The organism is Arthrobacter sp. NyZ413 (genome assembly GCF_049390645.1).
In the GTDB taxonomy this organism is placed as follows: Bacteria; Actinomycetota; Actinomycetes; order Actinomycetales; family Micrococcaceae; genus Arthrobacter.
Genome location: NZ_CP155434.1, coordinates 535,648 through 549,072 on the forward strand (window position 1 = coordinate 535,648; position 13,425 = coordinate 549,072).

Here is a 13,425-nt window from a genome sequence, read left to right on the forward strand (position 1 = left end):
CGATTGTTCAGCCTCACCGTCCGCCGCCATTTCATGGTTGCGCACAGCCTTCCGCGCGAATCATTCGGTCCTGCCCAAGGACTGCACGGCGCAACGTTTGTTGCCGAAGTGACGTTTCGCCGCCCTGCGCTCAACGACGACGCCATTGTCCTGGACATCGGGGCGGCGGGGACGATCTTGGAGGGCGTACTTGGCGGGCTGAACTACCGGAACCTTGACGAGCACCCCGCTTTCGAAGGCAAGCTGAGCACCACGGAGGCGCTCGCGAAACACATCGCGGACGCCGTCGCCCACGAGCTCGGAAGCATCCCGGATGGCCAGGCGATCACAGGCCTGGACGTGGTCCTCCGCGAGAATCCGGACGCCTGGGCCGGCTATTCCCTGCAACTCGGCGGCTAGCGCAGCCGCATGGTTGCCATCCGATTCATCGTCCCCGGCAACGTCAGGCACGGTTCGGGCGGCAACACTTACAACGCCAAGCTCGCCCGCGGCCTCACGTCCTTGGGTGCCTCGGTGGAAATGCGAGCGGTCGACGGCGACTGGCCGGTCGGGCGGCCGGGGGACCGCCGCCGCTTGGCCGAAGCGCTCGACGGCGCCACAACAGTAATTGCCGACGGTTTGGTGGCGTGGGGAGCCCCCGCCGAGATCGACGCGGCGACGCGGTGCTCGGTTCGCGTATGGATCTTGTCCCACATGGGCCTGCCTGAACACCATGAACTGGAATCGCACGCACTCAAGGCCGCCACGGGGGTAATCTGCACGAGTTCCTTCGCCGCCGCGGACCTGGCACAACGGCATCCGGAAGAGGACTGCGGCAAGGTCGTGGTGGCCAGGCCCGGCACCGAATACGCAGCCGCAGCCCGCGGGTCCGATCCGTTGCGGATCGTCTGCGTCGCCGCGCTCTTGCCCAACAAGGAACAACTGTTGCTCGTGGAGGCGTTGGGAAGGCTTCGTGCCTTGCCGTGGACCGCCGCCCTCGTTGGCAGCGACGACGCCGACCCGGCCTACGCGGCGAAGGTGAGGGCCGCCGTCGTACGTTCCGGACTGGAGCACCGCATTACCGTCACCGGGGAACTAAGCGGTCCGGCGCTTGAGGAGCAGTGGCGCGCGGCGGACCTCAGCGTGTTGGTTTCGCGGTCCGAATCGTTCGGGATGGTGGTGGTTGAGTCGCTCGCTCACGCCGTTCCGGTGCTCGTCCGGGAGCGAACCGGGGCGGTGGAGGCGCTCGGCGGTTCGGGGGCGGGCAAGGCAATCGTGATCGGCGACGACCCGGAACCACTCGTGCAAGCACTCGGCGGCTGGCTCCGCGATGCGGCGTTACGTCAAAAATGGCGGACTGCGGCCCTCAGCGCGCGCGATGGACTCCCCGGCTGGGACTCAGCGGCGTCGATCGTGCTCGACGCGTGTGCCGTTCCGCTGTAGCTCGCGCCGAAGGGCGGCTTGGGGTGGAGAATGGGGCCATGACGCCTGCCGTGCTTTCCACCCAAACGTTGACCCCGGAACTGCTCCGCGCCTGGTCGTGGCACCGGCAAGGCCTGGATGGATCGCTCTCCGGCAAAAGCTCCGAGGACGTCCTGGACCATGCCGGCTGGGCCCGTTCCGTGGGCGGCGCCAACCCCTACTTGACGCTGTTCGCGCGGGCCGGGATTCGGCGCGGGCAAGTTGACAGAGACGTCGCCGGGCTCAGGATCCACGAGCTTCCCACAGCCCGCGGCTGCACCTACGTCCTCGGCCAAGACGACTTCGCGTGGGGCCTCCAGATCGGGCGGGACGCCGCGGTGGCGCCGTTCAAGGTTTTGGCTCGGCTGGGCGTCGAACGCGGTGAGATCACATTGCTCGAAGAGCAGGTCCTGCACACGCTCAAGGAATCCAGCGAGCCCATGGACCCCAAGCAGCTCAAGGATGAACTGGGCGAATCCGTCCGATCCCTCGGCGAGGAAGGCAAGAAAAAGGGCGCCGCCACCACCCTCCCCACGGCCTTGGGCCTGTTGCAAGCCGATGGCCGCATCCGCCGCGTTCCCGTCAACGGACGGCTCGACCAGCAGCGCTACGCCTACACGGCCTGGTCCTTGCCGCAGAGCACCCTCGACGACGACGCCGCGCGCGCCCGCTTGATCGAGCGGTACCTGCGCTGGACCGGCGGGGCGACGCTCAAGCAAAGCCAATGGTTCACCGGGTTCACTGTTGCGCAGAGCAAGGCGGCCCTGGCCGCCGTCGGTGCCGCCGAGGTGGCAACCGCGTCGGGCGATGCGCTGTGGATGCTGCCCGACGACGTCGATCGCCTTTCCGCGTTCACGCCACCGCGGGAGGAACAAATCCAACTCCTGGCCGGGACTGATTCCCTGGTGCTGTTGCGGCGGAACGCTGGGGACATGTTCTCCGACGAGGACCGCGGCCGGAAGGTCCTGGACACGACGGTGGCGTTGCAATCCGACCTTTCGGACCACCCGATCCTGGACCGCGGACGGATCATCGGCTTGTGGCAGTACGATCCCACGAAGGAAAGGATCGCGGCGTGGACGTTCGCGAAGCCCACTGCCGCAGTGACAGCCAGGATCGCCGACATACAGGACTGGATCCGGGAAGACCTGGGCGACTTCCGTTCCTTCAGCCTGGACTCGCCAGCGTCGCGGCAAAAACGCATCGACGCGCTGGATGCGGCGGGTTCGTAGGCTCAGCCCACTCCAAACCCGGAGAACTCCCCGGTGGCCGGCGTGAACATCGCTTCAACGTCTTGCACGCGGCCCGGGGTGTGCCGCGATTTCAACCATTCCACCAGCGCCTCAAGGGACTCGCGATCGCCTTCGGCAACCACCTGCACCGAGCCGTCCAGCTGGTTGTACGCCTCGCCCGTCAAACCCAGGCGCCGGGCCTCGTGCAAGGTTGAATATCGGAATCCCACCCCCTGCACCTGGCCGGTGACGGTGGCCGTGACCCGCATCCGGGAACTCACGACGCTCCCGAACCATAGGGGCGGGTGATCGCCTCGAGGAAATGCCCGTCCGGATCGTCGAAGTACACGCCGCGTCCGCCGTCGTTGTGGTTGATTTGCCGGGGCCGTGAGCGGGCGGGGTCCGCCCAATAAGGGATGCCGTCCCTTTGGATGCGCGCGAAAATTCCATCGAACTCGTCCTCGGTGACCAGGAAGGCGTAATGCTGCGGGGAGATCGGGCCGCTCGCCGTGGCGAAATCGAGCGCCACTCCGTCCTCGAGCGAGACCGTCATGAAAGACCACAAGGCTTGCGGTTCCGGCAGTCCGAGCACGTTGGCCAGGAACTCCGCGGAACGGCGCTTATCCGTTGCGTACACGATGGTGTGGTTGAAAGAAACCGTCATGGCGTCCTCCTAGGGTGTGCCGCCTGACACCATCTGACGCCGAACGCCCCGCGGATTGCAAGGGGCCCTGGGTCCCTCAGGCGCTACTTGCGGTGGGCGGCGAAGAAATCGCGCAGCAACGCCGAGCACTCCTCTTCCCGAACGCCGGGGTAGACCTCTACCCAGTGGTTGAGCCTGCGTTCCCGGAGGATGTCGAACACCGATCCCACGGCTCCGGCTTTCTCGTCCCATGCTCCGAAGACAACACGCGGGATCCTGGCCAGGACAATGGCTCCCGCGCACATGGCGCACGGCTCGAGCGTCACCACGAGCGTGCAGTCCTCGAGGCGCCAACCGTCGCCGCCTTCGCCGAGCTCCAACGCGTGGCGTTGCAGGGCGGCAGCTGCTTGGCGGATGGCGACGATCTCGGCATGCGCGGTGGGGTCGCCGTGCGCTTCCCGTTCGTTCCTTCCGGCACCCAGCACGCCGCCGTCGGGCCCTAGTACGACGGCGCCGATCGGCACGTCCTCGGTGTCCAGTGCGCGCCGGGCCTCGTCCAGGGCGAGGCCCATCCAGGCCCTGTGTTCCGCGTGATAAGGCTCCGTGGGGATCATGCCTCAATGATAGTTTTGGAACCATGCGCACATTCGTCGTGGACCACCCGCTGGTCGCTCACAAGCTCACTGTACTGCGGGACAAGAACACCCCATCTCCGGTCTTCCGGCGCCTGACGGAGGAACTCGTCACGCTCCTGGCCTACGAGGCCACCCGCGAGGTCAGGACCGAACCCGTGGAGATCGAAACTCCCGTCACCAGGACCGTGGGTACGGCCTTCACCAAGCCGACGCCGCTGGTGGTCCCCATCCTGCGCGCAGGCCTGGGAATGCTCGAGGGCATGACCAAGCTGGTCCCCACCGCCGAGGTCGGGTTCCTGGGCATGGCCCGTGACGAAGAAACCCTGGACATCATCACCTACGCCGAACGCTTGCCGGACGACCTCACGGGCCGCCAGGTTTTCGTCCTGGACCCCATGCTCGCCACCGGCGGAACCTTGCGCGAAGCCATCAAATTCCTCTTCAAGCGCGGCGCCTCGGATGTCACGTGCATTTGCCTACTGGCTGCCCCTGAGGGCCTGGCCAAGCTCGAAGACGAACTGTCCGATGCCAACGTGAAGATCGTGCTCGCGTCGATTGACGAAAAGCTCAACGAGAAGGCCTACATCGTCCCGGGCCTTGGCGACGCGGGAGACCGGCTCTACGGGGTGACGGGGTAGCCCTGCGGCAACGCGGGGTCACCTACGGTCCATGTTGCCGCCGCAGAATCATACGGTCGTTGCAACATTCTGAGTTTTGGAGGTTGCCATGCCGAGTGGTTATCGGGCGCCCGATGCGCTGAAGGATGAGTTCTTTTCTCTTCTGCGGCAGGGGGTGTCGGTCAAGGAAGCCTCTGCCCGGATTGGGGTGTGGCGCAGTAATACGCAGCGGTGGTTGGGCAAGACTGGCGGCATGCGGATGCGTAGGGGTGTTGACGGCGGTGTTGAGGCGGGCCCGGTGCCGGCTGTCCGGGCCGGGTCGAACCGGCTCAATCTGGTGGACCGGGCGGTGATCATGATCCGGGTCCGCGGGGGCGCCAGGGTCGCGGCGATCGCCCGGGAAATCGGCCGGGACCGGTCGGTGGTGTGGCGGGAAATCCGTCGGAACCGGGGAGCTGACGGGTCGTATCAGGCCGATGTGGCGCAGATACTCACCCATCAGCGCGCCCGGCGCCCCAAGGCGTTCCGGCTTCAGAACCCGGAGCTGGTCAAGTACGTCGAGGACGCGATGGATGATGGCTGGTCCCCGAAGCTGGTCTCCTTGGTTCTGAGGGAGACCTTCGGTCACGATGAGAGCATCGCAGAATCATACGGTCGTTGCAACATTCTGAGTTTTGGAGGTTGCCATGCCGAGTGGTTATCGGGCGCCCGATGCGCTGAAGGATGAGTTCTTTTCTCTTCTGCGGCAGGGGGTGTCGGTCAAGGAAGCCTCTGCCCGGATTGGGGTGTGGCGCAGTAATACGCAGCGGTGGTTGGGCAAGACTGGCGGCATGCGGATGCGTAGGGGTGTTGACGGCGGTGTTGAGGCGGGCCCGGTGCCGGCTGTCCGGGCCGGGTCGAACCGGCTCAATCTGGTGGACCGGGCGGTGATCATGATCCGGGTCCGCGGGGGCGCCAGGGTCGCGGCGATCGCCCGGGAAATCGGCCGGGACCGGTCGGTGGTGTGGCGGGAAATCCGTCGGAACCGGGGAGCTGACGGGTCGTATCAGGCCGATGTGGCGCAGATACTCACCCATCAGCGCGCCCCGCGCCCCAAGGCGTTCCGGCTTCAGAACCCGGAGCTGGTCAAGTACGTCGAGGACGCGATGGATGATGGCTGGTCCCCGAAGCTGGTCTCCTTGGTTCTGAGGGAGACCTTCGGTCACGATGAGAGCATGCAGATCAGCCACGAAACGATCTATCAGAGCCTCTACGTCCAGGGCCGGGGCGAGCTGCGCAAGGATCTTTACCGGTGCCTGAGCACCAGCCGGAGCAAACGAACGCCCCGCGGTGAGCGACCCCGCGGAAACGCAGGCCAGCACTACAAGGATGCTCCGAAGATCTCCGAACGCCCCGCCGAGGCCGCTGACCGTGCCGTGCCCGGGCACTGGGAAGGCGACCTCATCGTGGGCAAGGACGGCCGCAGCGCCGTTGGCACCCTGGTCGAACGCAGCACCCGGTACACGATCCTGCTGCACCTGCCCGGCCGGCACACCGCCCAGGAAGTCGCCGATGCGATGATCGCCCAGATGCGCCGGCTCCCGGATCACCTGATCAAAACCGTGACCTGGGACCGCGGCTCCGAAATGGTCCAGTACCCCCGCATCCAGATGGCATTGGACGCGGGGGTGTACTTCTGCGACCCGCACTCACCCTGGCAGCGCGGAACCAACGAGAACACCAACCGGCTGCTGCTCCACTGGTTCGAGAAAGGCACAGACCTCTCGGTTTTCACCGCCGACGACCTCGAGACCATCGCCGAGAAACTCAACAACCGGCCCCGCCCAACACTGAACCTCGAGACCCCAAAGCAACGCATGCGCCAACTCATCGCCACCGCAGCCTAAACCCCATTGTTGCAACGACCAGTTGACTTTGAGGCAGCAACACGGGCCGTAGGTGACCCCGCGTTGCCAAGATTAACCCCCTACCGGTTTGCCGGCTCCGCCGATAGCCTGTGGCGCATGGACTGGAAACTTGAACTTGTGTTTGTCCCTGTGTCCGATGTGGACCGCGCCAAGGATTTCTACGTCAATAAAGTCGGCTTCAATGCCGACTACGACGAGCGGCCCATGGACGGCATCCGCTTTGTCCAACTGACTCCGCCCGGCTCGGCTTGCTCCATCTGCATCGGCGAAGGCCTCAACGACGCCCCTCCGGGCACGGCTCCCAGCCTCCAGATGGTGGTTTCCAACATCCAGGAGGCCCACGACCAGCTCAAGGCGAACGGCGTGGACGTCAGCGACATCGACGTCCAGGACTGGGGCCACTTCGTGTACTTCGCGGATCCTGACGGCAACAAATGGGCCGTCCAGTACATCCCGCACAGGCCCAACGGCTAGGACTTCCGCCGTAAAAGCCGGGCTGCCCGCAAAAGCTGCCCGAAAAAGCCGGGCCGCCCGTAAAATTTGTGCAATGGACGGTCCGTCCGGGCACCATAGATAGATGAGTCTGCCAACTGAAACCGTGAAAACCCTGACCGTTCGCGCTGTCCTGTTCGACATGGACGGCACGTTGGTTGACTCCACCGCGATCGTGGAACAAGTATGGGGCGAATTTTCGCGGCGGTACGGCTTGGACTTCGAGGAGATCCTGCGGACGTCGCACGGCGTCCAGGCGCGGGACACGGTGCGCCGCTTTGCCCCTGCCGACGCGGACGTTGACGCGTTGACCGAGGAACTTGGCGAAATGGAGCGGACCCGGACGGACGGCATCATTGCGCTGCCCGGAGCAGAGCAGTTGTTGCGGTCCTTGCCGGCCGACGCCGTCGCGATGGTCACGTCCGCCGACCGGGTCCTCGCCGGCTTGCGGATGCACGCTGCGGGCCTCGAATTCCCGGCCACGGCGGTCACGGCCGAAGCCGTGACCCGCGGCAAACCGGATCCCGAAGGCTACCTCAAGGCCGCCGCGCTGCTTGGCGTAGAGCCTTCCGAAGTTGTTGTCTTCGAAGACGCGCCGGCCGGGATCGCTTCGGCCAGGGCTGCCGGCATGGCCACCGTGGTGGTCGGCGAAAACGGCGGAGACGCGGCCGAAGGGCTGTGGCAGATCCCCGATTACTCATCGGTTACCGCCACAGCCACTTTGGACGGCTCGGGCCGCCGCGTCATCGAACTCCGGTTCTAGTTTCCCCCGGCGAGCGAGTAGACCGTTGTCCCTCCGATGGTCTGCGCCTGGAAGTTCGCCGCTACCCATTGGGCGATCTGCGCAGGATCGTCCGATCCGCTGCTGCCCTGCATCATTCCAGCAGCGATGAAGTAGTGGATCTTGCCTTGCGCCACGAGCTCCTTGAATTGCGCAAGGGTGGGGGAGGGATCGGTTCCGTTGAACCCGCCGACAGCCATGACCGGCAGTTCCGTGGCCAATTGGTAGCCCGCCGCGTTGTTGGAACCGACGACGGCGGCAGCCCACGTGTACTTCGACGCTTCGGTTTTCAGTGCGGTCACCAGGTCCGACGACGGCGTGGTGGCCCCAAGTAGTCCACCCATGCCGCCACCCTGCCGGTTCCCGCCAAAGCCGCCCTGGGCTCCCGGCCGTTGAAGGGATTGCGGCACGTTGTTCTGGCCATTCTGTCCGAACCGGCCACTGAAACCGCCCGGGCCGAAGCCACCGAATCCGGTCGATGGGCCGGCGCTCACGATCGCCCCGCTGTGCGCCACCGAGGCGGTGGCAACCGAGTACGCCAAAGGACCGGCGAGGGACGCGGCGAGGGCGAGTACCGCCGTCGTACGCGTCAGGAAGCGTGAGGCGAAGCGTCCTGCGAGCAGTAGCCCGACGGCGGCCACGAGGGAACCGGGCAGGACGGTCCAACGAAGCCAAGGAACGAACGACGGGGACTGGCCCAGGAGGTCGAAGGCCGTGTACCCGGCAGCCGCGACGGCGATGGCGAGCAGCGCCGAGGCGACTGTCTGCCGCCGATGCTGCCACAAAAGCACGCCACCTAGCCCGGCCAGCCCCGCGATCCCCGGAGCCAGCGCTACCGCGTAGTAGGGGTGGATGATGCCTGCCATGAAGCTGAACACCAGCCCCGTCACGAGCACCCAGGAACCCCACACAACTACGGAGGCACGGACGGAATCAGTGCGCGGAGCGAACCGCCCCAGCCACAACAACCCTGCGCCGAGAATCAGCACGGACGGCAGCAGCCAGGCGATCTGCCCGCCGAATTCGCTGTTGAACATCCGGAACAGGCCTGGAACGCCCCAGCCGTTTCCGCCGCCCACGCTGCCTGTCTCGTCGCCGCTCAGCCGGCCCAAGCCGTTGTAGCCGAGCGTGAGCTCCAGGATCGAATTGTTTTGCGAACCGCCGATGTACGGCCGCATGTTCGCCGGAACGAACTCGACCACGGCGAGCCACCAACCAGCCGAAACCACCATGGCCGCGCCCGCCCCCAACAGGCGAAGGAACCGGCGGCCGATTCCACCGGGCGCGGCCAACAAGTACGCTGCGGCAAATCCCGGCACCACCAAGAGCACTTGGAGTTGCTTCGTGAGGAAGCCGAACCCCAGGAACACGCCGGCCAGCAGGAGCCAGCGCAAGCGCTCCTGCTGGATGGAGCGGAGTGTGGCGTAGCCGGCGGCCGTCATGAGCAGCACCAGCAACGCGTCCGGGTTGTTGAACCGGAACATCAGGGTGGCCACCGGGGTGATCGCCATGACGATGGCAGCGAGCAGTCCGGCCCGGTGCGCGAGCCTCGGATCCCCCGTGGCCGGGGCCGCCGCGCGGCGAACCGCGAGGTAGAGCAACCAAGCCGTGGCAACGCCCATCAGGGCTTCGGGAACCAGGATGCTCCAGGCGTTCAGCCCGAAGAGCCGCACGGAAAGGCCCATGATCCACAAGGACGCGGGCGGCTTGTCCACCGTGATGGAGTTGGCGGCGTCGGACGATCCGAAGAACCAAGCGGTCCAGTTCTGCGAACCGGCCTGGGCCGCGGCGGAATAGAACGCGTTGGCCCAGCCGGACGCTCCGAGGTTCCACAAGTACAGGACAGCCGTGGCGAGGAGCACCAGGGCCAGCTCAATGCTGTGCCGCAGGGCCTGCGGGAAGGTCCTGATTGCCCAGGCCGGCTTCGGCGCTTCCGGCCGCTCCGCGTTCGACGGCGGAGCGTGCCGTTCCTGCCTGGACCCGAGGTCCGTGGAGTAGTAATAGCTGGACATGGCGGGCTACTTCGTCAGTTTGTAGACCGTGGAGTTCCCCACTGTCTGCGCTTGGAAGTTGGCCTGGACCCAGGAAGCTACCTCGGAGTTGCCGCCGCGTCCGCCCATGCCGCCGCCCATTCCGCCGCCTTCGATGAAGTAGCCGATCTGGCCCTTCGAAACCATGTCCTGGAATTCCGCGAGCGTCGGGTAGGGATCGCCGCCGTTCCAGCCGCCCAGGGCGATGACGTTGGTGTTCGTGGCGAGCTCGAGGCTGGCCGCCTGGGTTGCGCCGGAGACAATCGCCGACCATTTCGTGGTGGTGGATTGCAGCAGCGAATTCAGTGCCGAGTCGGTGGCGCCTTCCTCGCCCGGGCCGCCGAAACCGCCACCGGGGCCGCCTTGGTTCTGCGTCGCCGTTCCGGACGTGTCTGCGCGGTCGGAACCGAAGTCGCGTCCGCCGAAAGCGCCGGCCCGGTTACCGAAACCACCCATGCCGGCACCGGAGGGGCCCGACGTCGGGATGGAACCGGAGTGCGCGGTAGCCGCCGTCGCGAGCGTCCACGCCGCGGTGCCGAGGCCCCCTGCCAGGAGGGATACGACGACGACTGCCGCGGCAGCCGCGGGACGCAAGCGGCCTGCCGGGCGCAGGGAATCGAGCCGGAGCAAGATCGCCGCGGCGGCGATGACCCCAAGGACAACGACGACGATGCGCAGCCAAGGAAGCCACGAGGCGTCGCGGCCAAGGAGCACAGCCGACCAGAGCGAACTGCCGAGCACCACCACGGCCAGGACGATCCTGGCGGGCCAATATGACCGGCCGCGCCACAACTCGACGGCGCCCATGCCAACCAGGGCCGCGATGGCCGGAGCGAGCGCTACTGAGTAGTAGGGGTGCACTATTCCGCTCATGAAGCTGAAGATCCCGGCCGTGACCAGGAGCCAGCCGCCCCACAGGAGGAGCGATGCCCGGGTCCGCGAGGTGCGCAGTTCCCGGCGTGTGAACCACAAGCCGGCCACGAGGAGGATCAGTGCGGCAGGAAGCAGCCACGAGACTTCGCCACCGAAGCTGGTGCCGAACATGCGGGTGAGTCCGGCGCTTCCGCCGAATCCCGAGTTGCCGCCGCCGAAGCCGCCACCGCCGCCGCCGAAGCCACCTCCCGCAAAGCCGGCGCCGCTGAAGTCGCCGAGCGTACCGCCCGCCGGGGCACCTGCACGGCCACCACCGGGCATGCCTTCGCCCGATCCCGTGATGCGGGACAAGCCGTTGTAGCCGAACGTGAGTTCAAGGAAGCTGTTGGTGGTGGAACCCGCCATGTAGGGCCGTGCGGATGCCGGCGTCAATTGGAAGAGCGCGACGTAGCTGCCTGCCACGACGACGATGCCGCCCAGCGCTCCGAGCAAGTGGAGCAACCTCCGGCGCAGCGTAGTGGGCGCGGCCCAAAGGTAGGCGAGGCCCAGGCCCGGCACAATCAGGAAGCCCTGCAGCATCTTGCTCAGGAACGCGAGACCAACAATCGCCCCGGCTGCAACAAGCCACTTCCAACCCGCGCGCTCGATGGCACGGGTTGTGAAGTACGCCGCGAGCACCAAGCACAGGGTGAGCATCGCATCGGGGTTGTTGAAGCGGAACATGAGGGCGGCAACGGGAGTCAGCGCCAAGGCGCCGCCGGCCAGCAGGCCCGCGGCCGATCCGGACACGCGCTTGATCGTCAGGTAAAGGAGCCCGACGGCGGCCACGCCCATGAGTGCCTCGGGAATGAGCATGCTCAATGACGAGAAGCCGAAGATCCGGCCCACGAGGCCCGGAATCCAGAAAGCGGCGGGCGGCTTGTCCACGGTGATGGCGTTGCCGGCGTCGAGCGAACCGAACAGGAGCGCCGTCCAGCTCTTCGTGCCAGCCTGGATGGCCGCGGCATAGAAGGAGTTTCCATACCCCGTCGCAGCGAGGTTCCAGAGGTACAGGAAGGCCGTGGCTACGAGGAGGCCGGCAGCCGACGGGCGAACCCAGCGGGGTTGCTTGCCGAACGCGATCCGTGTCCAGCGGGAACTTCCAGCGCCGGGGTTCGAGGAACCCGTGGAGCGTCGGCCGTGGGCGGCATCAGTGTCGACGCCGTGGCCGGTTGCGTCGGCACCCGTGCCTGCGGGAGTGATCGTGGAAGTCATGATGCTGCCGTTTCTGTGAGCGTGCTGGCTTCTGTGGTGGATTCTTCAGTAATCGCGGGCTGGTTTGCGTTCGGTTGCGCTGGGCTGGCCGGTTGCGCTGGGCTGGCCGGTTGCGCTGGGCTGCCCGCTTGCGCTGGGACGTTCGCCGGGAGCCGGAAGACCCACAAACGGAACAAGAGGAACCGTACCGCGGTCGCCACGAGGTTCGCCCCCACGACGGCGAGGAGTTCGCCCCAGCGTTCCGGCGTCGTCGTACTGTGCACCCAGGCGAGTGCCCCGGAGGTGAGCGCAAGGCCGATGCCGAAGACGATCAGGCCCTCGAAGTGGTGGCGGACCGGATTGCCGCCCTGGATGCCGAACGTGAAGCGCCGGTTTGCACCGGTGTTGGCGATCGCCGTGATGAGCAGGGCCAGGAAGTTGGCAAACTGCGGGTCAAGGAAAGTGCGGAAGAGCACGAAGATGAGGACGTACGCGAGGGTGGAGGCGGCACCGATGGCGCCGAAGCGGACCAATTGCCCGAAGAGGCTGCTCCGCGGAGTTTGTTCCGCGGTGCGGGACGACGCCGGGAGCGGACCGCGCGCGAGGGCCGCCCGGAGCTCCGGAACCGGGATCCTCCCGGACACGAGGTCCCGGGTGAGCCGGACCATGCCGCGGATGTCCGCCAAGGCGGTCCGCACGACGTCGACGCTCGAGTTGGGATCGTCGATCCAGTCAACCGGCACTTCGTGGACGCGCAGCCCGCACCGTTCGGCGAGGACCAGGAGTTCGGTGTCGAAGAACCACGAGTTGTCCATGGTGTGCGGGAGGATCCGCTGGGCCACATCGGCGCGGATCGCCTTGAAGCCGCACTGCGCGTCGCTGAAGCGGGCACCCATGAAGGAGTGCAGCATCAGGTTGTAGCTGCGCGAGATGAATTCGCGCTTCGGCCCGCGGACAACCCGCGAGTTACGCGTCAGCCGCGTGCCGATCGCGAGGTCCGAGTGGCCGGAAATCAGGGGCGCCAGGAGCGGCGCGAGAGCTGCGAGGTCGGTGGAAAGATCCACGTCCATGTAGGCCAGGACGGGCGACGGCGAAGCGAGCCACACCTTGCGCAAGGCATTGCCTCGCCCCTTTTCCGCCAAGTGGACAACCACGAGCTCCGGCAATTCCCTGGCCACGCGCTCGGCGATCTTCAGGGTGTTGTCCGTGCTGGCGTTGTCCGCCACCGTGATGCGGAAGCCATGCGGGAAGGAATCGCGCAAATGGCCGTGGAGCCTGCGCACGCATTCTTCGAGGTCGCGTTCCTCGTTGAATACCGGGATGGTGACATCGAGGACGGGTACGGCACTGCGGATGTCTACCGGGCCGCGCCGCACACTGGTCATGGTCCGGTTGTCGGGAAGGCCCGGCGGCACCACCGCGGGGTCCTTATGGGTTCCTGTGGTGGGTTCGATGAGCGTCATGTATCAAGGTTCGCGCGTCCGAATTTGAAGGCTTTAGGCGGAACCTGTGACGCACCTGTGGAAGTCGGGGGATACCCGT

General features: G+C 66.4%; 14 protein-coding genes. 8 read left to right on the top strand and 6 right to left on the bottom strand.

The window, feature by feature from the left end; all coding sequences use genetic code 11:
- Nucleotides 1–3: 3 nt before the first annotated feature.
- Genes ABCW42_RS02630 through ABCW42_RS02640 form a run of 3 tightly spaced genes read left to right on the top strand, consistent with a single transcriptional unit; the run spans nt 4 to nt 2,672 of the window.
- Entirely contained in the window at nt 4–399 is a 396-nt protein-coding gene (locus ABCW42_RS02630; protein ID WP_423183398.1) for a 6-pyruvoyl trahydropterin synthase family protein, read from the top strand.
- Between the two features lie 9 nt (nt 400–408).
- Entirely contained in the window at nt 409–1,422 is a 1,014-nt protein-coding gene (locus tag ABCW42_RS02635; RefSeq protein ID WP_423183399.1) for a glycosyltransferase family 4 protein, read from the top strand.
- Between the two features lie 38 nt (nt 1,423–1,460).
- Nucleotides 1,461–2,672 carry a DNA glycosylase AlkZ-like family protein gene (locus ABCW42_RS02640; RefSeq protein WP_423183400.1) on the top strand — a complete coding sequence of 404 codons (1,212 nt, stop codon included), beginning with the start codon at nt 1,461–1,463 and terminating at the stop codon, nt 2,670–2,672.
- A gap of 2 nt (nt 2,673–2,674) precedes the next feature.
- Here the strand turns inward: ABCW42_RS02640 and ABCW42_RS02645 are convergent, their stop codons facing one another.
- From ABCW42_RS02645 to tadA, 3 genes are all read right to left on the bottom strand, one after another.
- Nucleotides 2,675–2,953 (bottom strand): acylphosphatase, encoded by a 279-nt coding sequence (locus tag ABCW42_RS02645; protein ID WP_423183401.1) that lies wholly within the window; start codon nt 2,951–2,953, stop codon nt 2,675–2,677.
- A complete protein-coding gene (locus ABCW42_RS02650) occupies nt 2,950–3,336 on the bottom strand; it encodes a VOC family protein (protein ID WP_423183402.1) in 387 nt (128 codons plus the stop codon). The genes ABCW42_RS02645 and ABCW42_RS02650 overlap by 4 nt, the downstream gene beginning before the upstream one ends.
- An 83-nt stretch (nt 3,337–3,419) precedes the next feature.
- The gene (gene tadA, locus ABCW42_RS02655; protein WP_133205844.1) at nt 3,420–3,929 is read right to left on the bottom strand and encodes a tRNA adenosine(34) deaminase TadA; all 510 of its coding nucleotides are present in this window, start codon (nt 3,927–3,929) and stop codon (nt 3,420–3,422) included.
- Between the two features lie 23 nt (nt 3,930–3,952).
- Between tadA and upp the strand changes: the two genes are divergently transcribed.
- From upp to ABCW42_RS02680, 5 genes are all read left to right on the top strand, one after another.
- Entirely contained in the window at nt 3,953–4,588 is a 636-nt protein-coding gene (upp, locus tag ABCW42_RS02660; protein ID WP_423183403.1) for a uracil phosphoribosyltransferase, read from the top strand.
- A gap of 76 nt (nt 4,589–4,664) precedes the next feature.
- Nucleotides 4,665–5,294 (top strand): transposase, encoded by a 630-nt coding sequence (locus ABCW42_RS02665; protein WP_423182122.1) that lies wholly within the window; start codon nt 4,665–4,667, stop codon nt 5,292–5,294.
- Entirely contained in the window at nt 5,254–6,453 is a 1,200-nt protein-coding gene (locus ABCW42_RS02670) for an IS30 family transposase (protein WP_423183404.1), read from the top strand. The genes ABCW42_RS02665 and ABCW42_RS02670 overlap by 41 nt, the downstream gene beginning before the upstream one ends.
- Before the next feature lie 117 nt (nt 6,454–6,570).
- Nucleotides 6,571–6,948, top strand: coding sequence for a VOC family protein (locus ABCW42_RS02675; protein ID WP_423183405.1), 378 nt, complete (start codon nt 6,571–6,573; stop codon nt 6,946–6,948).
- 103 nt (nt 6,949–7,051) lie between these two features.
- Nucleotides 7,052–7,729, top strand: coding sequence for an HAD-IA family hydrolase (locus ABCW42_RS02680; protein ID WP_423183406.1), 678 nt, complete (start codon nt 7,052–7,054; stop codon nt 7,727–7,729).
- On the opposite strand, the gene ABCW42_RS02685 is transcribed toward ABCW42_RS02680, so the two are convergent.
- From ABCW42_RS02685 to ABCW42_RS02695, 3 genes are read right to left on the bottom strand one after another with little or no spacing between them, the layout of a single operon-like run.
- Nucleotides 7,726–9,759: an ArnT family glycosyltransferase gene (locus tag ABCW42_RS02685; protein ID WP_423183407.1), complete on the bottom strand. Its 2,034-nt coding sequence runs from the start codon at nt 9,757–9,759 to the stop codon at nt 7,726–7,728. The genes ABCW42_RS02680 and ABCW42_RS02685 overlap by 4 nt on opposite strands.
- Before the next feature lie 6 nt (nt 9,760–9,765).
- Nucleotides 9,766–11,904, bottom strand: a complete 2,139-nt coding sequence (locus ABCW42_RS02690) for a glycosyltransferase family 39 protein (RefSeq protein WP_423183408.1) — start codon at nt 11,902–11,904, stop codon at nt 9,766–9,768.
- Nucleotides 11,901–13,346: a glycosyltransferase gene (locus tag ABCW42_RS02695; protein WP_423183409.1), complete on the bottom strand. Its 1,446-nt coding sequence runs from the start codon at nt 13,344–13,346 to the stop codon at nt 11,901–11,903. Before ABCW42_RS02695 ends, ABCW42_RS02690 begins: the two co-directional genes overlap by 4 nt.
- Nucleotides 13,347–13,425: the final 79 nt, after the last annotated feature.

What these genes read in the sequence shown, in the direction of transcription:
- ABCW42_RS02690 (WP_423183408.1), bottom strand. Translation starts at nt 11,904, where the DNA reads ATGACTTCCACGATCACTCCCGCAGGCACGGGTGCCGACGCAACCGGC.
- ABCW42_RS02640 (WP_423183400.1), top strand. Translation starts at nt 1,461, where the DNA reads ATGACGCCTGCCGTGCTTTCCACCCAAACGTTGACCCCGGAACTGCTC.
- ABCW42_RS02670 (WP_423183404.1), top strand. Translation starts at nt 5,254, where the DNA reads ATGCCGAGTGGTTATCGGGCGCCCGATGCGCTGAAGGATGAGTTCTTT.
- upp (WP_423183403.1), top strand. Translation starts at nt 3,953, where the DNA reads ATGCGCACATTCGTCGTGGACCACCCGCTGGTCGCTCACAAGCTCACT.
- ABCW42_RS02685 (WP_423183407.1), bottom strand. Translation starts at nt 9,759, where the DNA reads ATGTCCAGCTATTACTACTCCACGGACCTCGGGTCCAGGCAGGAACGG.
- ABCW42_RS02675 (WP_423183405.1), top strand. Translation starts at nt 6,571, where the DNA reads ATGGACTGGAAACTTGAACTTGTGTTTGTCCCTGTGTCCGATGTGGAC.
- ABCW42_RS02650 (WP_423183402.1), bottom strand. Translation starts at nt 3,336, where the DNA reads ATGACGGTTTCTTTCAACCACACCATCGTGTACGCAACGGATAAGCGC.
- ABCW42_RS02695 (WP_423183409.1), bottom strand. Translation starts at nt 13,346, where the DNA reads ATGACGCTCATCGAACCCACCACAGGAACCCATAAGGACCCCGCGGTG.
- tadA (WP_133205844.1), bottom strand. Translation starts at nt 3,929, where the DNA reads ATGATCCCCACGGAGCCTTATCACGCGGAACACAGGGCCTGGATGGGC.
- ABCW42_RS02635 (WP_423183399.1), top strand. Translation starts at nt 409, where the DNA reads ATGGTTGCCATCCGATTCATCGTCCCCGGCAACGTCAGGCACGGTTCG.
- ABCW42_RS02680 (WP_423183406.1), top strand. Translation starts at nt 7,052, where the DNA reads ATGAGTCTGCCAACTGAAACCGTGAAAACCCTGACCGTTCGCGCTGTC.